Origin of the sequence: Acidovorax sp., assembly GCF_046339755.1 — a bacterium.
Lineage (GTDB): Bacteria > Pseudomonadota > Gammaproteobacteria > Burkholderiales > Burkholderiaceae_C > Acidovorax.
Window position 1 is genome coordinate 1 of the sequence record NZ_JBKDTZ010000090.1, and the last position, 22,315, is coordinate 22,315.

The following is a 22,315-nucleotide window of genomic DNA, read 5'->3' on the forward strand; positions in this document are numbered from 1 at the left end:
GAGTTGAGCCTGGAACTCAACCTGGTCGCGCAGCGTCTTCTGGTATTCGAGCTGGATGGGGCGCAGTTTTTCTTCAAGCAGTTTGATTGCCTCCTCCTTCTGGCCCTTCTGCACCAAGCCCAAAAACTCATCTCCGCGAGCAAAGAATTCGGAACGCGCCTTGAGCATGCTGGCAAGCAGCTCCTTTCCTTTGGGGGAGGAAACCAGTCTGTCAAGCAGCTTGTACTGCTCGGCAGTCGCTGCCCGCGCGGAGGTGATTTGGTCGTACGCTGCCTTACTAATCGGTTCCGAACTGAAGATGACCAAATTGCGAAATTGAATGGCTTGGGTGTTTACGCTGTTGGCCAGTACGCCCAGTGCCTTGGTGATCGGCACGCGAGTTTCAACAACGTCATTTAGTTTCGAGCGTTGGGCGGAGGAGCGTATAAGGCTGGTCGCCCCCAGCGAGACCAGCAAGAGCACCATCGCTGCAAATGCCATCATCAAGCGGGTAGAAATTGACAACTTGTTCATTGTTTATCCGTTTTTGCCGTTTCGTAATTACTTTGACTGAGGAGTGAGCGGATGTCCAGCGTCCAGTGTCAATCGGGCCTGTGAATTGCAGCTGCCACAAGCCCTGCGCCATGGCGTCCTTGAGCGTCGGCTGCTCGACTTGGCACGCTCCAGTTCCATCCACTCGCCATGGCTGCCACGCTCGTTCAGAACCCACACGAAATTTCCTTCCGTGGGCTCGTCAACGCAGACGGCGATATGGCGCAGCGCAGAGTTCATCGCCGCAGCGTAGGTCGGGCCAATAAGCCGGGTAGGGTGCGAGCGCCTACTGTGTACGTGAGCAAACGCCTACAAGTGGGCTTTGCGCTGCATCGCACACTTTCAAAACCCGGGATCCCCGCGCGTGGAGAAGATCAGCATGGCAACTGGAAGCCGCACCCTCTGGAAGGGTGCCATTACTTTCGGCTTGGTACACATTCCTGTGGGCCTGCACACAGCCGCTACCAGCGAAGGCGTGGATTTCGACTGGCTGGACAAGCGCACCATGGATCCGGTGGGTTACAAGCGCATCAACAAGCGCACCGGCAAGGAAATAGACAAGGACAACATCGTCAAGGGCGTGGAGTATGAGGACGGCAAGTACGTCATCATCAGCCCCGAAGAAGTTGAAGCGGTGTTCCCGAAGACCACGCAGACCATCGAGATTGAGCGCTTCATCGACGCCAACGAGATGCCCTTCATCTTCCTGGAGCGGCCGTACTTCGTAGCGCCGGTCAATAAGAGCGACAAGGTCTACGCGCTGCTGCGTGAGACGCTGATCGCCACCGGCAAGATCGGCCTGGCCAAAGTCGTTATCGCTACAAAGCAGCACTTGGCCGCGCTGGTGCCGTCCGGGCCAGCGCTGGTGCTCAACCTGCTGCGCTGGGGCGACGAGGTCAAGGGCCTCGACTCGCTGGAGCTGCCGCCTGCGGGGGCAAAGAGCGTGAGTGCCGCGGAACTCAAGATGGCTAAGCAGCTCGTTGCCGAGATGTCCGGCAAATGGAATCCCGACGACTTCAAGGACGAGTTCCGCATCCAGGTGATGAAGCTCGTCGAGAAGAAGGCCAAGGCCGGAGAAGGCAAGACCGTGGTGGAGCCCGAGGAAGAAGCGCCTCAGTCTGGTGGCGAGGTGATCGACCTCACTGCACTGCTCAAGCGCAGCCTGAAGGGCGGCGCCAAGGACGAGGCGAAAGCACCTGCCAAGAAGGCTCCCGCGAAGAAGGCGGCTGCCAGGAAGACCCCAGCGAAATCCGCCCCTCAAAGAAAAGCCGCCTGACGGCCACAGATCACCAAACCCAAGGAGACGACCATGTCCGATGACAAGACCAAGACCGGCGGCCAGGACCGCACCCGCGTCAGCCTGAGCGAGGACTACGAGGTGCGCGACTGGGCCGAGAAGTTCGGCGTGACCGCCGACGAACTCAAGGCCGCCGTGAAAGCCGTGGGCAACGACGCCAAAGCAGTGCAGGCGCATCTGAAGGGCAGCCAGTGAGCATCCGGTGCGCGTTGCGACCTGGAACATCAACCACGTCAACAAGCGCTTAGACCTGCTTGTGGATTGGCTGCGCCGCACGCAGCCCGACGTGGTGGCTCTGCAGGAGCTCAAATGCCCTACGGCGCAGTTCCCCTCAGCAGCCGTCGAGGCAGCCGGTTATAGCGCCGTGGTGGTGGGCCAACGTGCCTGGAACGGCGTAGCCTTGCTGTGCCGCGAGCACGAGCCCTTGCCGGTGATCACCACACTACCCGGCGACGCGGCGGACAAGGAGGCACGCTACGTGGAAGCCGCCATCAACGGCGTGCTCTTTGCCTGCCTGTACCTCCCCAACGGCAATCCGCAGCCCGGCCCCAAGTTCGACTACAAACTGCGCTGGTTCGAGCGCCTGCGCCTGCGCACGCAGGAGCTGTGGGATTCTGGCTACCCTGTAGTGCTGCTGGGCGACTGGAACGTCGTGCCGACCGATGCCGACATCTACAAGCCCGACACCTGGCGTGACAATGCGCTGCTTCAGCCGGAGCCACGCGCGGCATACGCTTCGATCCTGGACCAGGGCTGGATCGATGCCATCGCACAGGTGCACAAGAAAAGCGTGCCTTTCACCTTCTGGGATTACCGCCGCAAGCGCTGGGAGCGCAATGCCGGTCTACGCATCGACCACATCCTGACAGGGCCACTGCTCAAGGTAGTGGACGCCGGTGTGGACCGCGAGGAACGTGGTCGGGAAGGCGCCAGCGACCACGCGCCCGTGTGGGCTGAACTGGCGGTACAGAAGAAGGCTCCCGCTCGCCGCAAGACCGTAGCGGCAGCCAGCCCGGTGCCGGCGAAGATGGCAAAGGCCGCGCCGGCACCGGCGCCGAACACCCCCCTCGCCAAATACAACGCCAAGCGTGACTTCAGCAAGACAGCAGAGCCTGCTGGTGTGCACAAGCCAGCCAGGCAAGGCAAAGATGCCGCCCCCTTGGATGCGCTGCACTTCGTCATCCAGAAGCATTGGGCCTCGCGCTTGCACTACGACTTCCGGCTGGAGCTTGACGGTGTCATGGTCAGTTGGGCCGTGCCCAAGGGACCGTCGTACGATCCGGCCGCCAAGTCCATGGCCATACACGTCGAGGACCATCCGATCGACTACAGCACCTTTGAAGGCTCCATTCCCAAGGGAGAGTACGGGGCGGGCAAGGTGATCGTGTGGGACCGCGGCACCTGGGAGCCTGTGGGCGACCCGCGCGAGGGTCTGACCAAGGGCAAGGTGATGTTCAAGCTGCATGGCCAGAAGCTGGCCGGGCTGTGGGAGCTGGTGCGCATCTCCAAACCCGGCGAGAAGAAGCAGGACCAGTGGATGCTGTTCAAGAAGCGCGGAGATGCGTGGGCAAGGCCGGGCACCGAGTACGACGTGATCACCGCTTTGCCTGACAGCGTGGTGGACAAGCCCCTCGGTCTGATCGAGGAGCGGGAGCCCAGGCATGCCCCAGCGCCTCGGCGCACAAGCGTTGCAGACACAGACACCGCACTGCAGGCAGCCCGCAAGGCGAAGCTGCCGGCCACGCTCGCGCCCCAGCTCGCCACGCTGGTGTCGTCCGTGCAGGAGGGGGATTGGGTCATCGAGACCAAGTTCGACGGCTACCGGGTATTGGCACGCATCGACGGCGACGACGTGCGCATCTTCACGCGCAACGGCAACGACTGGACTGACAAATTGCGCCCAATCGCGGACGCGGTCGCCCAGCTTGGTCTGAGCAGTGCATGGCTGGACGGCGAGATCGCCGTGCTCAACGATGCCGGCATCCCCGACTTTAATCGCCCGCAGAACGCCATCGACAGCGCCCAGGTGAGCGACATTGTGCTTTTTGTGTTCGACGTGCCCTTCCTCGGCGACATGGACCTGCGCGCAGTGCCGCTGGCTGCGAGAAGGGCTGTGCTCAAGGAGCTGTTCGACGAACGTGAAAGCGACACCGTGCGATTCAGCCAGTCGTTCGAAGTGCCGCCCGCGCAGCTGTTGGGCGCGGCTTGCCAGATGGGCCTGGAAGGCGTGATGGCCAAGCGCGCAGATGCGCCCTATGTGTCGGGCCGTACCGACACCTGGGTCAAGCTCAAATGCCAGCACCGCCAGGAATTCGTGGTGCTGGGGTTCACCGAACGTTCGAACGCCACCAGGGAGGTGGGCAGCCTTTTGCTGGGCTTTCACGAAGACGGGCAGCTTCGCCATGCGGGCTCGGTCGGCACCGGTTGGGATTCGGCCGCAGGAAGGGAGCTGCACATCCGCCTGTCGAAGCTGGAGGTGAAAACGCCTTCGGTGAGCGCGACCGAGGTCAAGCCCGGCCGCTGGTCCAAGCGCCGTGCCGGCAGCGAACGGTGGGTGAAGCCGACCATGGTGGTGGAGGTTGCTTTCGGCGAGTGGACCCCCGACCAGCACATCCGCCATGCGGTGTTCCGAGGGATTCGCACGGACAAGCCCGCCAGCGAGATCGTTCGGGAGCGGGCCAAGGCGGCGCCAGCAAACGCGGGCGCTACGACGACCCCAACGCCCAAAGGGAAGACGAAGGCCAGCAGCCTGAAGATCAGCAATCCAGAGCGCGTCATCGATCCCACGACTGGGCTGCGCAAGATCGACTTGGTGCGCTACTACGAGAGCATTGCCGAGCGCATGCTGCCGCACCTGAAGAACCGGCCAGTGTCATTGGTGCGCGCTCCGACTGGGATCACCGGAGAGTTGTTCTTCCAGAAGCACTCCGAAAGCAAGATGCCCGGCGTCAAGGACCTGGACCCAGCCCTGTGGCCCGAGCATGCAGCGCTACTGGCAGTCGATTCGGCGCAGGGCCTGATCTCCGCGGCGCAGATGAATGCCGTGGAGTTCCATACCTGGAATTCCAAGATTGCACGCATCAACCAACCGGACCGGTTCATTCTGGACCTGGACCCTGGCGAAGGCGTGACCTGGCCCATGCTGCAGGAAGCGGCTGAACTCACGCGCGTGATGCTGACCGAGCTGGGGTTGGAGAGCTGGCTCAAGACCAGCGGCGGCAAGGGCCTGCACGTCGTGGTGCCCATCACCCCGAAGCTCGAATTCGACGAGGTGAAGGCGTTCTCGCACGCGGTGGTCAAGCACATGGCCAAGGTCATTCCGTCCAAGTTCGTGGCCATAATGGGCGGCAAGAACCGGGTGGGCAAGATCTTCATCGACTACCTGCGCAACGGTCATGGGCAAACAACAGCTTGCGCGTTCTCGGCGCGATCTCGACCTGGTATGGGTGTCTCGATGCCGGTGGCGTGGGAGCAGCTCAGGGAGCTTAAGGGTGGGGCGCAGTGGACTATCGCAACCGCGCGGGAGTACCTGAGCTTCCAGCAGGAGGACCCTTGGCGGAACTATTGGAAGAAGAGGCAGTCAATCGCCGCAGTTACGAAAAGGCTCGGCTAACTCACGTCTTTCGCCGAGTCAGATTATTCTGCCCACCCGCGGTGCAAGTTGACGCCGCCGAGTCAAAGCAGGGTCTGCGTCTCGATGCTTGTGCCACTGCATTGTTTGTACCAGTGTTGGTACCTCAAGAGTTGGTTGCTAGAGCTTGATGGGCAGGACTTTTTCAGCCTGAAGCGCCAGTCTTTTGTGCGCCGTGGCGATTCGGTCTGTTCCAACGACCATGAGTGGAGGGGCAGCCAAAGTGGGGGCGGAAACCTCGACAAGGCGCTTGATGCCGAAGCGATCAAGAAACCAGCTGTCGAACGCCGCGCGTTGGTGTGCGTGGAGGCCGTAGCGTAATTGGGCATAACTATTCGATCTATCGTCTCCACGATCCTCCATCGCGGGGACGATGCACGATCATGGCGATAGATCCAACCGGATTTCCGGACGCATACCATCTATCGCCAGCGGTGGCGAGCGCGCCGCCAAGTTCGGTGGCGCTACGACGAAGGGCGGTCTTGACTGTTGGGGTCCACCGCAAGAGATGCGTTGCGGTCGCGCTCCCTCTGCTCATCCACCAACTCCTGCTCAACAGGGTCTGTCTCTACTGCTGGGGGACTGTCATCTTCCCTACCTGCCGGCGCTGTGGCAGCGGCATCACGAAAGTGGCCAGTGACGGGAAACGGCTTCGATGCTTGGGGCTTCAAACTGTCAAGATTCATAATAATCTCCGGTATCTCATGTGGGGAGTTCAAGCTACCTTTATTGTTTCTGCTCCACGACGGTTGAGAGTCAGACAATGCCTTAAACCCGAAAAGCGTCCCTAGGGGATGCCTGCGCGTGTCAGGGTGTGCATGAGCCGTGGAACTTCCTCGGAAAGTTCGCGCGCCAAAAATCCCACTGTGCCATGGCGACGTGTTAGCGCCTTGCCAGCCAGCGCGTGCAACACGATCCCCCAGGCTGCCGCATGGAATGCTGGGACACCACGAGCCGCAATCCCAGCGACTACTCCAGCCAGAGTATCGCCTGATCCCGAAACCGCTAGCCCGGGTGTACGACCCTTCCAGCAAAGTGCAGAGCCATCAGCCTGGGCCAGATACGTGTCTGCCCCCTTGAGCGCCACACAAGCGCCCCACCGCGCCGCCGCCAATCGAGCATATGCGAGCTGGTCCGCCAAAATTTCGTCTTTGGAATCGCCCGTTAGATGCGCCATTTCGCCGCAGTGCGGTGTGAACACCAACGGCTGATTGAAAGGTTTGCGTCCTACGGCCGACATTGCATAGGCGTCGAGAACCACCACGCAGTTGCGAAAATGGGGCAGTAGTTTGCGCACGAATTCCGAGGTGCCCGCCTCATCCGCCATCCCGGGGCCTATGACCATCGCACCAACTTGATGTGCAAGTCCTGCGAGTTGGCCGACGCCTCGGCACGACATTGCACCGGTGCGCATTTCGGCCATGGCGATGACCCTGGCTTCCGGCATGGCAAGCGCCAAGCCCTGCGCCACGCATTGAGGGACGGCAACAGTCAGCTTGCCGGCGCCTGCCCGCAAGGCCGCTGTGGCGGCGAGGAGCACGGCCCCTGGCATCTCGCTGCAGCCTCCAACTACAAGTACATGGCCACGGCCCTCCTTGTCGGTTTGCGCATCGGTTGCCGGCAACGGCCAGCGTGCCAAAAGCTTCGCAGTGAGCGCGCGGGCGCGACTTGCAGTGCGCGGCATGGGGCCGATCACGGCTTGGGAGCGGTGGGCACGTCGGCGGCCACCGTGATGGGCGTAGCTGCTTCACGCAGCGGTGCTAGGAAATTGGCTTGCACCAGTTTCATGGCAATTGGCTGCGCAGGGCGGTCCTGGGAGCTAACTTGATAGGTGGTCACCGCACAGTTGGGTACGTCACCTTGGCGGTCGATGTCCAAGATCTGGCGCTCGTCCATTTGTTCGACGAGATAGCGCATGCAGTTGACGATAACCTGATGCGCCACCACCAGCACGCGCTTACCTGCGTATTCGCGGGTGATCATCTCCTGCAGGCTACGCAAGCGCAGGATCACATCGCACCAACTCTCACCGCCAGGCGGGCGGAAGTAAAACTTGCCAACATGCATGCGCTGTTCGTTGAGTTGCGGGTGCTGCTGCTGTATGCCAAATTTAGTGAGGCGATCCAATATTCCGAATTCCTTCTCGCGCAGCCGCTCGTCCAGTCGGATAGCAACGCCCGATAGACCACTGTGCTCCACTATGAGTCGCGCGGTCTGAAGCGCGCGCAGATAGGGCGAGCACAACACCACCTCAGGTTGTTCGGTGGAAGGCTGGCGGCCAAACCACTCTCCGAGTGCTACAGACTGCTGCTCGCCCAGGTCAGACAAGGGTACGTCGATGTCGCGCCAAGCCAGATCGATCACCTCGAGACCGGCTGACTCAGCTGCATCGCGCGCTACGTTGCCCGCGCTTTGGCCGTGCCGCACTACCCATAGGGTATGAGGAAGCTTGGTCTGCATGGTCGATTTACCTGCAGCGAAGGCTGGACAGAATGCACGCCGCCAGCGGGGAACGGCCGGCGAACCTTCCTAAGATGCCAGCCACGTCACCGCGGCCGGAGGCTGTGCGCGTGATGGGCGCAATCCAGAATGAACCAGTTGTGAGCCCGCCCTCAATCGGTTGAATGCAGCCGGTTCTACGCGAGGTCTGCATACTGGAGTTTCGTACCAACCGATGCTCGCCGGGAAGATAGGGGCGTGTATTGTTGAATTTCTGGTGAGGGATCATGGCCGCCGTGGTCTTCGTGGTTCGGGCTTTTCATCCTGTGGCGAACTGCATGATTTGCCTGTCGGCTGACGCGTCGAATGTGGGTGGTACCCGTCCTACGCTCGCTGCACGGGCAACGGCCACGACGCAGGCGGCTTCTTATCGAGGTCTCGGCGCGCAGCGTCCGTAGGTCCACGAGGTCCGCAGCCCCCAAGGCGACGATGAATCGTCGTGATGTGGCTCCCGTTGCAGTAGGGAATGGCGGGCGATCCTCGAACGTCTCATACGGGACTAAACGTGGCAGTGGATATAAGTATCGGCGTTCCTTGAGCTAACGGCTGGACGCAGGCCGAAGCTCCTATGGCAGAGGCCGACGAGGCCTAGTCAACGGTGCCTGCCTCGTTGCCCATTGACCGTAGTATGCACACGCTGTAGCAGGAGATTGCCCAGGCCTCTTTGTCGAAAAGAAGTGGATCAGTGTCCTACAACGCAAAAACAAAAGCATCGCTTATGTTCAGCCGATGGCCCAGTCATCACTGAAGCTTGTGGAACCGCATAGGCGTGGGTACATCGCTGCGTGGTAAAAGGCACGAGGCTGTGGCTTATCGCGGCCAGCGTATTGTTCCTTGGAGCCAATCATCTTTGTGCTGTTTGACTGGAACTGGTTGCTGGGGCCTGGGGAGCGCTACGTCAGTGACAACGCGCAGCGGGAGTTCAGGATCTCGTCTCTGGACGTCAAGCTCGGGCTCACCCCGAAGATCACTCTTGAGAGCGTGAGGTTTGCGAATGCTGGCTGGTCCGCCACCATCTGGTCAACATCCCAAAGGTCGCAAGCGTCTTTCTCTCGTTCGGAAGTTATTTGACGCTGCTGCCGCCTTGTAAGCTCGTGCCGCTGCATCATGTAGGCCGCGGGCTCGGAGGTCGAATTGCGCTGCTACTCAATTGAAAATGAGCGACCCGCACCTCCCGTTCGTTTCACAGGCCCATGAGCAAAGTAAATGATCGCATCGCTCAAGTCACCAAGCAAAACATCGAGAATCTCCTTTGCACTGAAGACAAGCGTCGTAGGGAGACCCCCTGGGCGTATAGGGCCATCTCGAAGTTCACCAAGCTCTGTGGCACTTGGCAGTTTTTGGTAGTGAACCTCGCATTTTTCGGCGGCTGGATAGTCTTGAACAAATGGTTCACCGACTTCGACCCCTTCCCCTACACCTTCCTTCTGTTTGGTGTTTCGCTGGAGGCAATCTTCCTTTCCATTTTAATCCTCATCAGCCAGAACATGGACGCTGCGGACAGCGAACGGCGCCACCATCTGGATTTGCAGATGAACCTGCTCACCGAGCGAGAAATGACAGCGCTGATGCGCTTGGTTGTGAAGGTGGCAGAAAAGTCAGGCATTGGTGAAGAGGAAACTGCAGAAGTGCGATCCTTCGCACACGAAACCGACCCGGCAGCGGTGCTTTTGCAGATTGTGAAAGCTGAGGGGCGGCGCCCTAGTAATCCACCAACCCAGTCATCTGCTTGATTCGACCGCGCTGCCCTCAGCACTCCTATGCCCACACGGTCGGCACGCAAACCTCAATGCTTGCGATTTCCAGCGAATATGACAGTTACGTTCAAGTCCTACACAGGCAATTCCATGTCTAGCGCTCAATGGATGCATGAATCTCGTCCAGGTCTTCATCCCGAGTTTCGACATTGGTGGCGCACGGTTCGAAACGAGCTATTACAAGCTTGTGTACGACGAACTGCTCCAACAATTCGGCGGGCTCACCGCATATCCGCGTGCGCCAGCGACCGGTCTTTGGACAGACGATCGCAAGCAGATCGAACTAGATGAGATCGTCGTCTTCGAGGTGATGACCCAAAATTTGGATCGACAATGGTGGGCGGAATACCGCGAAAAGCTTGAAGTTCGTTTCGCCCAGGAGGAGGTATTGATTCGAGTTCTCGGCATCGAAAAGCTATAGTGTGAGATGCCGTACCCAGGTGGCGCAGTTAAGGTAGTAAGTCCCCAGGCAGGCCGTGAGACACCGCCGCACAAGGCAAAGTGTGTTCGTCTTTCAAACCATGCGACTGCTGGACATGCGGCGCAAATGCCCCGCTCTCGGCGCTGATGCAGATTTTGATAAGTCGACAGAACTGGACGCGTTCTTTGAACGCTGCATCGGTTTACGATGATTCCGCAAAGAGCTAGCGTCGTAGCTCAAGCAGCGGAATGGTTGAAGGCGAGGCCGCAGAAGCGCTGAGAGCCGCTGGGGTTTATGGAGCAAAAGTCCCGACGCGGCAAATTGTTCGCTGGAGCATAGCGGATCCGAGAGGGGGTTGTTCAAGGCCTGTGACTACGGTTCACCACATCCAGTATGAACCTGTTGATCTTCTGAATATCGTCCCGATAGCGTTCTGCATGCCCATCCGTAACGACACTTCCAACCAGGTCGATCTGGTCGAGAAAACTTTTTGCCACGGCAGAAGGTCTGGGGTGAGATTCGACCAGCGCTTGTCCAAGCGCAATCAAGGCCGCGATGGTTGCGTGGTTGCGTTCAACCTCGGCTGCCAGCGATCGCAGCATTTGAGACTGGCGCGCAACCGCAACCTCAAGAAGCTGAATAGCCGCCACAGCCGAGGTTCCTGTACGTAGATCGTCTTCCATGGCAGCGAAGGCATCGTTGTTCGAAGCTCAGTGTCAGTGCTTATGCGCTTTCCTGAGACCTTCAGCGTGTTCCTTGTGTGCCTTCAATGTGGGGAGTGTCTTTGCGGCAAATGCCTTGACGTCTGCGTCATCCGCACGCTTGCTGGTGTTTTCAAACAGGGCGATATCTATTTTGTGGTCATCAATGCCCACCTCCTTCACGAATTCCTTGTCGAAGTCCTTTGCGGTCGCGATCTTCTCCAGTCTTTTTTGCTTGTCGGCGGGGACGGCCTCAGGCAGCACGGCTCCCTTTGACTTCGCTAGTGCTTTCAGCTCATCATTGGCTGCACCATGGTCTTTAACCAACATTGCGCCGTAGGACTTCACTGCTTCAGATCCGCCCTTTTGCTGCGCAAGCTTTCCGGCCTCGGCCTCGTACAGGCCTCCACCACCAGCCTTGGTAAAGAATTCTTGATCCTTCTTGCTAACTTCGGCATGAGCGCCAAAGGTCAAAATGGCCACGCATAAGGCGGCTGCGACTCGAACTGTATTCATCAGTTATCTCCGGTGAAAGGGAAGGAAGGGCCCGAGTGGGCTGGTCTGTTAAACCATTGGCGGATCAGTTTCCCGCTCTGGGTGCCGATGTCGCGCTATGCCCTGGATGAACGAGTTGAAGTCGGTGGCCGATGCTCCAAAGAACATCCCAGGATCTGGATCACCAGACGGGAGAGTCGCTGGAACCTGCGCCCGAAGCATCAGAGCTGCGGAGGCCGGCATCACCAAGATGGTCTTGCAGTGGCGATGCTGATCCTTGATGAATTCCGCAGTGTGACCATCCCCCGCCAGAGCCTGCACGCCTGCTTTACCATCAGGCAAAGCCAGTGCATCGAAGAGGAATCCGGGCTCGTTCTCCAGTGAAGCATCGGCATTAATCTCTACACCGTCTGTGGTCTTTACCGGCCCAATGCGTGGCGCAACGAAGCGCGGCACTGCGCCTTGAGCGAAAAGGGCTTCGTGCAGCGCAACCGCGCTTTTGCCAACGATGCCATCAGCAACAAGAATGGCAACTTTACGTCCCTTGATGCTCCCGTCACCTGGTCGAGCGAGAAGAGACAAGGCGGGCGATTTGGACACCTCAGGCTTTGGTGCTTTTGCCAGCGCCCGGGGCATCGCCTCAGGCAATGCTGCCATGCCAAGACCCGTTGCCACCTGCTGCGCGAGGTCATCGGACACATTGCGCAGGGAAGCAACCATGCGCTCACGGATCGCTGGCACCGTCACCTTGCTCAATTCAAAGCGGAATGCAGCCGCGATGTGAGCCTGCTCTACTGGGGTCTGGCTGTTGAAGAACAACGTGGCCTGGGTGTAGTGGTCGGCAAACTTCTCGGGCTTGGCTCGTACCTTGCCCTGGGCCTCCTTGGCCTCGATGCGGGCGGGCACCGAGACAAAGCCTTGCGCCGCACCGGCCTGGAAGGGGCAGCCGCCGCCCAGCGAGTTAGGCTCATACGCCACCTTGCCGCGATGGATAGCCTGGCGGTGCATACCGTCGCGCTGGTTATTGTGGACGGGGGCGATGGGCGAATTGATGGGCAGCTCGTGGAAGTTAGGGCCGCCAAGGCGCGAGATCTGTGTGTCCACATACGAGTGAATGCGTCCGGCCAGCAGCGGATCGTTCGAGAAATCGATGCCCGGCACCACGTGGGCTGTGCAGAACGCGACCTGCTCGGTCTCGGCAAAGAAGTTGTCGGGGTTGCGGTTGAGCACCATGCGGCCGATGGGGCGCACGGGAATCAACTCTTCGGGGATGATCTTGGTCGCATCCAGGATGTCGAAGCTGAACTTGTCCGCTTGCTCTTCCGTGAATATCTGCACGCCGAGTTCGTACTCGGGGTAGGCGCCGGCCTCGATGAGCTCCCACAGGTCGCGTCGGTGGAAATCCGGGTACGCGCCAGAGATCTTGACCGACTCGTCCCACACCAGCGAGTGGGTGCCCGCCTTGGGGTTCCAGTGGAACTTGACGAACACCGACTCGCCCGCCGCATTCACGAAGCGGAAGGTGTGCACGCCAAAGCCCTGCATGGTGGCGTAGCTGCGCGGGATGCCGCGATCCGACATGGCCCACATCAGCATGTGGGTGGACTCGGGCATCAGCGAGACGAAATCCCAGAAGGTGTCGTGCGCGCTGGCTGCCTGGGGCATCGCATGGTGCGGCTCAGGCTTGACGGCGTGCACCAGGTCCGGGAACTTCATCGCGTCCTGGATGAAGAACACCGGCATGTTGTTGCCCACCAGGTCCCAGTTGCCTTCGTCGGTGTAGAACTTAACGGCGAAGCCACGCACGTCGCGCGCCGTGTCCTTGGAGCCGCGCTCGCCCTGCACGGTGGAGAAGCGCACGAACACGGGGGTGATCTTGCCAGCTTCCTTGAAGGGCGCGGCGCGCGTGAGTTCGGTCAGCGGCTCGTAGCATTCGAAGAAGCCATGGGCGCCCGATCCGCGCGCGTGCACGATGCGCTCGGGGATGCGCTCGTGGTCGAAGTGCGTGATCTTCTCGCGCAGGATGAAGTCCTCGAGCAGCACCGGGCCGCGCTCGCCGTATTTGAGCGAGTTCTGGTTGTCGGCGATCGGGACGCCCTGGTTGGTGGTGAGAACCTGGCCGGCGGAATCGACGCGCACGCGGTCGAGCGGTGCGATGGTCGCATTGACGCCTTCAGGGGCAACCGTCCCAGTCTTGGCACTGCTGTTTGCTTCCGACACGGTGCTACCTGATGGCAGCCGCGAGGCCGGCTCCACAGCAGCGCCTTGCGCAGGGCTCACCCCGTTGGTGAAACCATGCTCTCCCGCTTTATTGGCGTTGTATGGCTTCGCGGAGGCGAGGTCGTTGGTCTCTCCCGCCTTCGCAGAGAGAACGTCAGCAGCTGGTCCCAGAGCGGAAGGAGCGCTGTCCGTATTTCTGGCAGGTGCTGCAGCAGTTGATGGAACAGGCGCGGCAGCGCCCTCGGCAGCACGCGTAGGATCTTTGGACATTGTGTACCTTCGTCACTGGGTTGTGGGACGGTACAGGTTACGGTCCCCAGCGCAATGATGTGTAGGACTGTGGCGCAACCAAAAGGTGGGTTGCCTGCCTAAGAGCGAGCAAATGACAGTTAGTTACGGTTACTACTTTTTTGAACGACAGCTTGCGCCTCCCCTCTGCGTCAAACTTACCTTTGTCGCAGCAGCACGCTCTGGTAGTTGGGTCCGTGCGCTTAGCGACCTGGAACATCGCGAGCGAATCCTGCATGGAGGAGCGCTTTAAGAGCGTTGTTGTCCTACGAAACCGCGCTGCGCTCGGCCTAAGCTTAAGGGCTGGACACCTCATGGCGCCATGCTTCGTTCAGACCAAAAAGCCGCCGCTGCGTTCGGGCGAACCAGAGCCTATTTAGCTCTTCTCGCCATGATGGCGTTGCTCGGCGTCATGCTATTCCACAACGATAAACCGCACGGCGACCAGCATTCGCAGTCTTCCAGACCGGTTTACGCAAACCAGGTCTCGGTGACCCTCCGCAAGGCGCGAGCGCTCCATCAGGGTCGATTTAGCACTAGCCATCGGTGCGCGCGCTCAACACCAACACTCTTATTCCATGACACACAACCCCCCAATCGCAGTTCCTGAAGCGCCGGCTCCTGACAAAGACGCCACGCGGGCCCCTGCGGCATTGCGTGCTTTTGAGGCCGATGACCTGTATCTGCATAAGAAGATCACCGAGATCGCGTGCGCTCCAGACGGAAAGCACGCAGCCTGCGTGGTGCGTTCGGTCGACCGGGAGCGGGACGCCTATGTCTCTTGCATCTGGGAATTCGCGTTGGACGGCGATGGCGTTGCACAGTTGACCTTCGGGCCGGGGCGTGATGCCTCTCCCGCTTGGTCACCAGATGGTCAGACCCTGGCTTTCCTGTCAGACCGCAGCGACGGCAACTGCCTGTACCTGCTGCCGCGCCGAGGCGGCGAGGCGCGCCAGATGCCCAAGCTGCCAGGAGCCATCCAGCGTTTTCGCTTCACAGCGGACGGGCAAAGTGTGATTGCTACTACCGCCATCACCGTCGATCCCGATGACCACGGCCATCCGGTCGAAGACGTGCCTGTGCAGCGTGCGCCTAACGCGCCCGAAGTCGCCTGGCGGCTGCCGTACAAGGCCGACGGCGTGGGTTACCTTCTAGGTCGGCAGGTGCATCTTTTTAGGCTTGATATCTGCACGGGCGAGGTGGTGCAACTCACGCGGGGCGACTTCGATGTGCTGTCCTTCGCACCCTCACCGGATTCGGAGCGTGTGGCCTACACACGCACGCGCAGCGGCCGCTTCGCCCATGCCAGCGACCTGTGGGTTTGTTCCGCGCAGGGAAAGCACCACGACCAGGTCACCGACAGCTATAGCCTCGTGATGGATCCAACCTGGGCTCCGGGCGGAGCATCCCTGGCCTTCAGCGGCGCAGTGGTGGATGGCGATGCCGAGTTACGCCCCTGGGTCGTCGAACTGGCGCAGCGCCGTCCACGCCCGATATGCGATGCCGACGTTGCGATCGCAGGCTCCCTTCGGTGGGTGGCCGCTGACGCGCTCGTATTTGTCAATGCACACGAGGGGCGTCACCGCATCGTGCGCTCCGCTGCCTACGGTGGTGTGCCCGAGCCGATGCTTGACGTAGGTGCACAGATCGGCGCCTTCGATTTGGCATCCAGTCAGGCCATGCTCTACGCTGCCGACCACCCATCCTTGCCGAGCGAGTTGCGTTTGGCAAACGCAGACGGCAGCAACCCTCGCGTGCTCAGCAGTCTCAATGGTTGGTGGGCCGAGCGCACGGTGGTCAAGGCAGAGTCCCGGCGTTTCGACGTACCAGACGGAAATGGAGGCACGGAAACCATTCAGGGGTGGGTGCTCTGCGCGGAAGACGGCCCCATTGCGCGACCTCTGCTGTCTGACTTCCATGGCGGGCCCGCAAGCTACGCACTACTCGATTTCGACAGCTCGATCTATTGGCAGGTGCTGTGCTCGCGCGGATGGCGCGTCTTGGCGCTTAACCCAGTAGGCTCTTCCTCCTTCGGCCGCGAGTTCTGTCGCAGGCTCGCGGGCCGTTGGGGATCGCTCGACTTTCCGCAGCACTTGGCAGTAATAGACAAGCTTCAGCGTGAGGGGCTGTGCGACACGCGTATCGCGGTCGCCGGAAAGTCGTACGGTGGTTACATGGCCAGCTGGGCTGTGGGTCATACTGATCGCATCCGGGCTGCGGTGGTGATGGCGCCTGTGGGAAACATCGAAACGCACTACGGCACATCAGATGGTGGCTACTACGCCGACCCATATTTCCTGGCAACCGCGCCCCGGTTCGACGCGCAGAAGGCCCGGGATCTGTCGCCCATGCAGTACATCGACAAGTCGCGTACGCCCACACTCTTCTTACAGGGCAAGGACGATGAACGCTGTCCTAAGTGTCAATCTGAAGAGCTGTTCGTGCGCATGGCGCGAGCCAGTGACACCCCGGCCGAGATGGTGCTCTACCCAGGCGAGGGACACGGATTTTTGAGTACTGGCGCACCCACATGCCGCGCCGACGCCACTGCGCGCATCGTTCGATGGCTTGAGAAGCACGTGCAGCCTGACGTTGCAACTACAGACCCATGAAAGGTTCGCCATGGCCATGCCCTTTACCACTCCTTTTTCGGGCCGCAGTCCAAAGCCCGGCGCTGCAACGCCCGACAACGTCGGCACGTTGGAACAAAAGTCTTCGCCGTCCGAGCCCGGCCTTCATGAGCCCCCTCAGAACAAGCAGCCCCGCGGCCTGTGGGAGAAGATTAAGCATGCATTCGATTACGGCAACACGGGTGATACTGGCTGATGCTGTGCAAACGATGAGGTTTTTGGAACTCAATCTCTGTGCCGTGGCCGCTCATGGACCTCGTCTTTAAATGCGATGCCGCAAACAATAAACCCTACCGCGGACTCAGCTGATTCTTGCTGCTCAAAATCGCCCTCAGCTCATTTTCACGCGGCTTCGGTGTGATCCTTGGAGTGCTCAACTTGAGGAATGCCTAGATGAGTTTTATTACTACCGAGCATCGACTTCGATGCGATGAGCACAACAGTTGTTGGGTCACCTTGAGCCAACAGGAAAAGTGGTCAGTGTTGTCGGTTGAATTTACCGACGGGAGAATTGTCCGTGTCGATCTCCCTGCAATCTTCGAAACCGAAGAAGAGGCGCTGACGCATGCCCGCTCTTGGGTGTGCACTCTGAGCGGACTGCCTTACGAGTAGCCCTCCACGTTTGGGGAGGAAGTGAGCAGTAAGCAGTAAATTCGTGAGGTGAAACGATGGACGGGTCGAGAATTGTTGGAGACCACCTGGTCGATTGGGCAAGTGCGCACGGCCCTACGCTGCGTTGGATGGCTGGCGTTCTTCGGCTCGAACAGCATGACCGGAACGGTGGCGCGGTGTCGCGGGCGACGTGCAACGCGGCCTGGGCCGATGGTCGGGAACGCTGCTCACCGACCGCTATGGCGGCTACGACAGCGTGATCGATCCCCGCATCCATCCCGACCGTCTCAGCGCGGGATGTGTTGCCCATGCGCGTCGGAAGTTCGATGAACTGGCTCGCGATGGCACAAGCCCAATCGGAGACGAGGCGATACGGCGCTATGCGCGAATTTATGCGGTCGAGGCGGAGCTCAAGGACATGAGCGAGGGCGAGCGCAGGGCCCAGCGGCAGGAACTCGCCAAGCCGCTCTGGAACAAGCTCAAGACGTGGCTCGCACTCGAACGGCGGCTGGTCGCGGACGGTGGCGGCGCAGCGGGCGCCATCGACTACACACTGGGCCACTGGAGCCCGCTGACGCAGTACCTCGAAGACGGCGCGGTCGCGATCGACAACAACCACCTGGAACGGCAGATCAAGCCGTGGGCCATGGGGCGCCGGGCATGGCTCTTCGCCGGCAGTGAACTCGCCGGTCAGCGCACGGCCATCGTGATGAGCCTGGTGCAGTCGGCACGGCTCAACGGGCATGATCCCTGGGCCTACCTGCGCGACGTGCTGCAGCGCCTGCCGACGCAGCGCAGCAGCCAACTCGAGGACTTGCTGCCGCACCGATGGCAACCGGCGTCGGACGCGGCGCCATGACCTTGTTGACGCAGGCCGTGATGGTCCGGGCGACCATCGAGGTCAACCGCATGAGCGCGCAACAGAAGGTTGCACTGGCCGACGACATCCACGCCCGCCAGCCAAACTTGCTCGCCTCAATCCTCGTGTTGCCCCGCTACGGGGTCGACATGCTGCAGCTTGAGGTGCCAATCCACGTCTTGCTGGTTGCGTTCCAGGCAATGAAGCACTGCGGGTACGCCTTGCCAACGATCTCTGATGACGTCCAGGAAGCCTGCTTGCAACGGCTGACGGCGACGATGAGGTTCACCGAAAGCGTGCCGCCAGACCTAGTCGAGCAGATGATCACGAAGTCTTGCATCGACCACCCGGAGCGGTACCTGCTCGCGTTTGTGTACGGCCACCTGGGCGAGCACGACCTGCTGCGCGTGAGAACTGATGCCGAGAAGTACCTACTGCTGGCCTGCCTCAACCTCGTTGAATGCGTGGCCTACATCGGAGCACGCCTGCAGGCCAAATGAGCTGCATGCCCTCGATCAAGATGGGTTAACTGGACGCTCACGGTGCTTATGGCATATCGCCCGTCTCTTCGTCATCGAACATACGGAACACCATGCGAGCTCTTACCTATCAAGGCGCCAAGGATGTACGCGTCGAAACCGTTCCCGATCCCATCATGGTCACCGATGACGACATCCTACTGCGCGTGACGGCCACGGCCATCTGCGGCTCGGATCTGCACATCTACCGCGGCAAGTTCCCGGGGATGAAGGACGGACGTGCTGGATCGCTTGCCCACTCACCCGGCCAGTCGGATCGGTGAGCTGCAGCCGCATCGCTGGTCACCGCGAGCCTGACATCACAACCCTGGGCCCCACCCGTCGAGATGCCTTCGGCAGCCGCTTACACTTCAAGAGCTGACATGTACACCCAGCGCGAAGCGCATGTCTCCTGGGGCGCGAGGGCGACGCGCTGCACCTACGGTGTGAACCTGCGGCACCACCGAAACCGTGGCCGACCACGCGCAAGGAGAGCAGCCGACCCACTTCCTGTTTCAGCCGTCGCTGCCCTTCGGCTGGGCCAGGATGCGGTGCCACGGCTGCGGGGAGCATTCGGAGCGTCGGCTCCTCTTTTCAGATTGAAATTTGCGTGGTTTCAGGAACTGCAATGCGCGCGGGACTTCGTTCACCATTCCAACCACCACCAAGGGACATCATTGGCCGCGGCGCTTTCAGTACACCGCCTGATGCCTGCGTCATCCAGTTGCCTTCGTATATCCTCGTTTTCGATGAAGACCTTGCCGTTAGCAACGGCGTACCACTGGAAGCCCTTGGTGCGTGCTCCCGCCTCTACCTGACCGCACAAAATGCCTTCGGTCGTCCAATTTCCCACGTACAGCTCGTTTTTGAAAACAGGGGACTTTGGATTGCCCAGGCTTGCCAGCACGGGCTTGCGCAGTTCAGATACCAAGTAGGTACGATACATCGCTGCCAAACCGAAGCCTGCGACTGCCATTAACGCCACTGCCAAGACTCTACGCATTGAAGGCACCTCTCATGCCTCCATGCTAAGCAAGCTTCTGGCGGGGAATGTCGGAGAACGGGAGGAGCGTGTCGGGTGAAATTCCGACATGGCAAGGTCGAATCAGTAGTCACTCTTGTGCATGATCGAATCAAACTCGATTCTTGAGCAAATCGTAAGAAGGCAGCTTCCCGTGTTTGTGCACGATCCACTGCACATTTTGGCGGTGGCAGAATTAAAGGCTCAAGGGTGCCTGCAGGCATCCGAACATACGGATCATATGGGGCGGCCGGGACTGCTGGTCACTGCGTTCACTGAGAAGGTGAACGCTTGGCTCACGGCGCCGAGTGGAGATTCGAGCGGCGGAAAATAACCGATAAGCGTGCATTTTTTGTGCCCTATGAACCTTGCTATAGGGACGCGAAATCTGACGGTTCGTTGTCGCGCCATTGGCCGCGATGAATGCGGCGCTTGGCAGTCGCAATAGCTGTGACATTGGCCGCTTGTTCCGAGTCGTGCTTCAAAGGCCAGCCCCACATCTCGACTTCGGTGGCACCATCGTCAGCATAGAGCAGCGCTCTTGAGTGCCACATGCCGTCAGACTGTTCAACTGAAGCGGTAACGATAGTCACTCCCAAAAAACTTCCCACCATACATCCTCCATTGCTGCAGAGCCCATAGCTGCTTCGACGTTTGGCCGCCCGGCAGAGGCCCAGTCATTGCCCAAGAAAACCCCGACTCGCGACCGGGCGGTTTTTTTATTACTATGTAGTCATAGGCATTGGGTAAAAAACATGGTGCTAAGGTACTTGATGGCTTTGACGACGACAGAACTTCCCTGTGTGGTCACGAATGCTGAAGAGGTGGCCCTGATAAGAGGGATGGCAGGCTCAGGCTGGGTGCTTGCCGAGTTCAAGAGTTCATTGGATGGGGTGCAATGCGCCGAGGTGCACGCTGTGACGTGGGCGGGGCACTTCGTGCTCAAAGCACTTGCGGAGCGTGTCAGCGCACCCCCGCCTTCGGACCCGTCACTTTAGGTGTTTGGTCTGCCAGCAGACGGGAAGTTTCAAGTTTCACGAGTCGAAGATACTCGCGAAGGCGCTCGGCAGCCTCACGCTGAAGGATCTGGACTACCTTTTGCTGCGCTATTACGTCGAAAGCATCGCCATGGCGTACGGCATCGAGCACTAGAAGCGTTGCTTCTTCCACCTCGGTCTCTGCAGTGCGCCAGCGTTCAAACGCGTCGGATGCTGTTGTCATAAAGCTGCTCCCTTGGGTTGAAACCTGTCGGAAACGGCGCCATTACCGCATCAAGGCAGGAAGTATGAACTGCTACAGATCCGCTTGTCTGTGCCAGTCTGTAACCTAGTCAGCTACGATGACTTTATACTGCTGTCCCTGCACATCGTCAATTTCGAACCCTGCCACTATCGCGCCCACGTCATGGACGGACGGGAAGAGCTAGGCACCTTCGACACGATGAGCATCAGCGCCGCCGTCCGCGAGGCCGCCGGCCACGCGCTGCCTGACCTGTCCGGTTACCACGTTTGGTATGAACACGTCTGCGCTGGGAGTTGCACGCCTAGCAATATGCGCATTGACCCTGAAAGCTGGCCCAGCGGTTGATGGCCCTACATGGGCAGTTCAAGAGATGAAAACCCGTAAGTGGCGCGCGCATCCGCAGGCGAGAGGCGTTGGGGCCGGACGAATTCATAGTCCTCGGCCTCATCGCGCTGGCCTACGGTGTGACTTTGCTATGCCACGCGTACGGTTTTTTGGCCGTGTTTGCGGCGGGACTGGCGCTGAGACGCGTGGCCGCACAGCCGGTGGCTGAGGTGGCGCCGTGGCTGGTGGAAGACGCTGAGACTGTCAAGAAGCAACAAAGGGCCAAGGACGATGGGCAGGCCCCCGAGCGCTCCACCGAGACGCCTCCTATCGAAGAATTGCCCACCTACCTGATGAAATCAGTCGAGCGCTTCAACGCCCAGCTTGAACGACTTGCCGAAGTGGCAGTGGTGCTGGTAGTCGGTGCTTTGCTCACCGTGGTGGACTTTGGTGCCGAAGTACTGTGGTTTGTGCCCCTGCTGCTGTTCGTGATTCGGCCGCTATCGGTTTACGCCGGGCTGGTGGGCGTGCGGATGCAGCGCTCGCAGCGCCGTCTGATCGCCTGGTTTGGCATCCGCGGCATCGGCTCGGTGTACTACCTGATGTACGCAATCACGCACGACCTGGAACCCGTTATCGCGCAGCGGTTGCTTGCCATCACGTTGGCTGTGGTCGTGATGTCGATGTTGTTGCACGGGGTCTCGGTAACGCCACTGATGCGGCGGTACGAAAAGCGCAAGGAAGAGAAAAGTGTGGTGAATGTGTAAGGGTTCATGTAGTGCGGCTTGTCTAAGCTCGGCCTGTTGATTTCCATCCAAAAATGACCTACTGGGAGTGCGGATGAAAACTTGGACTGGTTTTACGCCGCAAGTCCAAAGCTCACCCGGTATTTGATGGGGCAGAGAGAGCCGCGCCGCCTGGCGAGCAGGCCTTGCCGGACATCGAACGTGCCGAGCGATACCTCAAGCTGCACACCACCGCGCGCCCGCTTAAATGGTCGATGGAGAAATTCCGCGAGACCCGCCAGGGTCCGATGCTGGCCAAGGCGTCATCGACGTTCAGCGCACTGACGCTGGGCTCGTTCGAGCGCCTGCTGGTCGACTCTGGCGACCAGACGCCTCGGCTCTACGGTATCCGGCACGGCGGGGCGCAGGTGGAAGTCTCGGGAATGAGCGAGGGGTCCCGGGACCAGCTCTACCTGGCAGTGCGCCTGGCGGCACTTGAGCTGCAGATCGAGCAAGGGCTCAATATGCCGCTCGTTGCGGATGA

General features: G+C 60.1%; 20 protein-coding genes. 12 read left to right on the forward strand and 8 right to left on the reverse strand.

Going from position 1 to position 22,315, the window contains the following annotated elements:
- A partial coding sequence (locus ACK59X_RS07265; protein WP_409956219.1) for an MCP four helix bundle domain-containing protein occupies positions 1-513 on the reverse strand: 513 nt, incomplete at its 3' end.
- A 397-nt stretch (positions 514-910) separates the two neighbouring features.
- Between ACK59X_RS07265 and ACK59X_RS07270 the strand changes: the two genes are divergently transcribed.
- The 3 genes from ACK59X_RS07270 to ligD are packed head-to-tail and all read left to right on the forward strand — an operon-like array spanning position 911 to position 5,441.
- Complete coding sequence (locus ACK59X_RS07270) at positions 911-1,807, forward strand: Ku protein (RefSeq protein ID WP_409956220.1); 897 nt, start codon at positions 911-913, stop codon at positions 1,805-1,807.
- 33 nt (positions 1,808-1,840) lie between these two features.
- The gene (locus ACK59X_RS07275) at positions 1,841-2,023 is read left to right on the forward strand and encodes a DUF3606 domain-containing protein (RefSeq protein ID WP_409956221.1); all 183 of its coding nucleotides are present in this window, start codon (positions 1,841-1,843) and stop codon (positions 2,021-2,023) included.
- Between the two features lie 7 nt (positions 2,024-2,030).
- Positions 2,031-5,441, forward strand: coding sequence for a DNA ligase D (gene ligD, locus ACK59X_RS07280; protein ID WP_409956222.1), 3,411 nt, complete (start codon positions 2,031-2,033; stop codon positions 5,439-5,441).
- 805 nt (positions 5,442-6,246) lie between these two features.
- Here the strand turns inward: ligD and ACK59X_RS07285 are convergent.
- Both ACK59X_RS07285 and ACK59X_RS07290 read right to left on the reverse strand, forming a co-directional pair.
- The gene (locus ACK59X_RS07285; RefSeq protein WP_409956223.1) at positions 6,247-7,155 is read right to left on the reverse strand and encodes an NAD(P)H-hydrate dehydratase; all 909 of its coding nucleotides are present in this window, start codon (positions 7,153-7,155) and stop codon (positions 6,247-6,249) included.
- Positions 7,152-7,919 (reverse strand): histidine phosphatase family protein, encoded by a 768-nt coding sequence (locus ACK59X_RS07290; protein WP_409956224.1) that lies wholly within the window; start codon positions 7,917-7,919, stop codon positions 7,152-7,154. The genes ACK59X_RS07285 and ACK59X_RS07290 overlap by 4 nt, the downstream gene beginning before the upstream one ends.
- A 1,232-nt stretch (positions 7,920-9,151) precedes the next feature.
- On the opposite strand from ACK59X_RS07290, the gene ACK59X_RS07295 reads away from it, so the two are divergent.
- Together ACK59X_RS07295 and ACK59X_RS07300 are read left to right on the forward strand one after the other, a co-directional pair.
- Complete coding sequence (locus ACK59X_RS07295) at positions 9,152-9,691, forward strand: DUF1003 domain-containing protein (protein WP_409956225.1); 540 nt, start codon at positions 9,152-9,154, stop codon at positions 9,689-9,691.
- Between the two features lie 136 nt (positions 9,692-9,827).
- Complete coding sequence (locus ACK59X_RS07300; RefSeq protein WP_409956226.1) at positions 9,828-10,136, forward strand: hypothetical protein; 309 nt, start codon at positions 9,828-9,830, stop codon at positions 10,134-10,136.
- A gap of 359 nt (positions 10,137-10,495) precedes the next feature.
- On the opposite strand, the gene ACK59X_RS07305 is transcribed toward ACK59X_RS07300, so the two are convergent.
- From ACK59X_RS07305 to ACK59X_RS07315, 3 genes are read right to left on the reverse strand one after another with little or no spacing between them, the layout of a single operon-like run.
- Positions 10,496-10,819, reverse strand: coding sequence for a hypothetical protein (locus ACK59X_RS07305; protein WP_409956227.1), 324 nt, complete (start codon positions 10,817-10,819; stop codon positions 10,496-10,498).
- A gap of 33 nt (positions 10,820-10,852) precedes the next feature.
- Entirely contained in the window at positions 10,853-11,353 is a 501-nt protein-coding gene (locus ACK59X_RS07310; RefSeq protein WP_409956228.1) for a DUF4142 domain-containing protein, read from the reverse strand.
- Between the two features lie 48 nt (positions 11,354-11,401).
- Positions 11,402-13,822: a catalase gene (locus tag ACK59X_RS07315; RefSeq protein WP_409956229.1), complete on the reverse strand. Its 2,421-nt coding sequence runs from the start codon at positions 13,820-13,822 to the stop codon at positions 11,402-11,404.
- Between the two features lie 596 nt (positions 13,823-14,418).
- Here ACK59X_RS07315 and ACK59X_RS07320 point away from each other — a divergent pair.
- From ACK59X_RS07320 to ACK59X_RS07340, 5 genes are all read left to right on the forward strand, one after another.
- On the forward strand, positions 14,419-16,452 hold the full coding sequence (locus ACK59X_RS07320) for a S9 family peptidase (protein WP_409956230.1): 2,034 nt from the start codon (positions 14,419-14,421) through the stop codon (positions 16,450-16,452).
- 10 nt (positions 16,453-16,462) lie between these two features.
- A complete protein-coding gene (locus ACK59X_RS07325; RefSeq protein ID WP_409956231.1) occupies positions 16,463-16,666 on the forward strand; it encodes a hypothetical protein in 204 nt (67 codons plus the stop codon).
- Positions 16,667-17,272: 606 nt separating this feature from the next.
- Positions 17,273-17,941 carry an IS66 family transposase gene (gene tnpC / locus ACK59X_RS07330; RefSeq protein ID WP_409956232.1) on the forward strand — a complete coding sequence of 223 codons (669 nt, stop codon included), beginning with the start codon at positions 17,273-17,275 and terminating at the stop codon, positions 17,939-17,941.
- Positions 17,938-18,441 carry a hypothetical protein gene (locus ACK59X_RS07335; protein ID WP_409956233.1) on the forward strand — a complete coding sequence of 168 codons (504 nt, stop codon included), beginning with the start codon at positions 17,938-17,940 and terminating at the stop codon, positions 18,439-18,441. Before tnpC ends, ACK59X_RS07335 begins: the two co-directional genes overlap by 4 nt.
- 92 nt (positions 18,442-18,533) lie before the next feature.
- Complete coding sequence (locus ACK59X_RS07340; protein ID WP_409956238.1) at positions 18,534-18,743, forward strand: hypothetical protein; 210 nt, start codon at positions 18,534-18,536, stop codon at positions 18,741-18,743.
- 362 nt (positions 18,744-19,105) lie between these two features.
- Here ACK59X_RS07340 and ACK59X_RS07345 read toward each other — a convergent pair whose 3' ends face one another.
- Positions 19,106-19,435 (reverse strand): hypothetical protein, encoded by a 330-nt coding sequence (locus tag ACK59X_RS07345; protein ID WP_409956234.1) that lies wholly within the window; start codon positions 19,433-19,435, stop codon positions 19,106-19,108.
- Between the two features lie 1,008 nt (positions 19,436-20,443).
- Positions 20,444-20,701 carry a hypothetical protein gene (locus tag ACK59X_RS07350; RefSeq protein ID WP_409956235.1) on the reverse strand — a complete coding sequence of 86 codons (258 nt, stop codon included), beginning with the start codon at positions 20,699-20,701 and terminating at the stop codon, positions 20,444-20,446.
- A gap of 434 nt (positions 20,702-21,135) precedes the next feature.
- On the opposite strand from ACK59X_RS07350, the gene ACK59X_RS07355 reads away from it, so the two are divergent.
- Both ACK59X_RS07355 and ACK59X_RS07360 read left to right on the forward strand, forming a co-directional pair.
- Positions 21,136-21,813, forward strand: a complete 678-nt coding sequence (locus ACK59X_RS07355; protein ID WP_409956236.1) for a cation:proton antiporter — start codon at positions 21,136-21,138, stop codon at positions 21,811-21,813.
- Between the two features lie 164 nt (positions 21,814-21,977).
- Positions 21,978-22,315, forward strand: a 338-nt coding sequence (locus ACK59X_RS07360; protein WP_409956237.1) for an ATP-binding protein, incomplete at its 3' end; no start/stop codon positions are given.

Excerpts from the sequence above, each read along its gene's own strand:
- ACK59X_RS07270 (WP_409956220.1), top strand. The coding sequence starts at position 911 with ATGGCAACTGGAAGCCGCACCCTCTGGAAGGGTGCCATTACTTTCGGC.
- ACK59X_RS07275 (WP_409956221.1), top strand. The coding sequence starts at position 1,841 with ATGTCCGATGACAAGACCAAGACCGGCGGCCAGGACCGCACCCGCGTC.
- ACK59X_RS07290 (WP_409956224.1), bottom strand. The coding sequence starts at position 7,919 with ATGCAGACCAAGCTTCCTCATACCCTATGGGTAGTGCGGCACGGCCAA.
- ACK59X_RS07295 (WP_409956225.1), top strand. The coding sequence starts at position 9,152 with ATGAGCAAAGTAAATGATCGCATCGCTCAAGTCACCAAGCAAAACATC.
- ACK59X_RS07300 (WP_409956226.1), top strand. The coding sequence starts at position 9,828 with ATGAATCTCGTCCAGGTCTTCATCCCGAGTTTCGACATTGGTGGCGCA.
- ACK59X_RS07305 (WP_409956227.1), bottom strand. The coding sequence starts at position 10,819 with ATGGAAGACGATCTACGTACAGGAACCTCGGCTGTGGCGGCTATTCAG.
- ACK59X_RS07310 (WP_409956228.1), bottom strand. The coding sequence starts at position 11,353 with ATGAATACAGTTCGAGTCGCAGCCGCCTTATGCGTGGCCATTTTGACC.
- ACK59X_RS07315 (WP_409956229.1), bottom strand. The coding sequence starts at position 13,822 with ATGTCCAAAGATCCTACGCGTGCTGCCGAGGGCGCTGCCGCGCCTGTT.
- ACK59X_RS07320 (WP_409956230.1), top strand. The coding sequence starts at position 14,419 with ATGACACACAACCCCCCAATCGCAGTTCCTGAAGCGCCGGCTCCTGAC.
- ACK59X_RS07325 (WP_409956231.1), top strand. The coding sequence starts at position 16,463 with ATGGCCATGCCCTTTACCACTCCTTTTTCGGGCCGCAGTCCAAAGCCC.
- ACK59X_RS07335 (WP_409956233.1), top strand. The coding sequence starts at position 17,938 with ATGACCTTGTTGACGCAGGCCGTGATGGTCCGGGCGACCATCGAGGTC.
- ACK59X_RS07340 (WP_409956238.1), top strand. The coding sequence starts at position 18,534 with ATGCGAGCTCTTACCTATCAAGGCGCCAAGGATGTACGCGTCGAAACC.
- ACK59X_RS07345 (WP_409956234.1), bottom strand. The coding sequence starts at position 19,435 with ATGGCAGTCGCAGGCTTCGGTTTGGCAGCGATGTATCGTACCTACTTG.
- ACK59X_RS07350 (WP_409956235.1), bottom strand. The coding sequence starts at position 20,701 with ATGACAACAGCATCCGACGCGTTTGAACGCTGGCGCACTGCAGAGACC.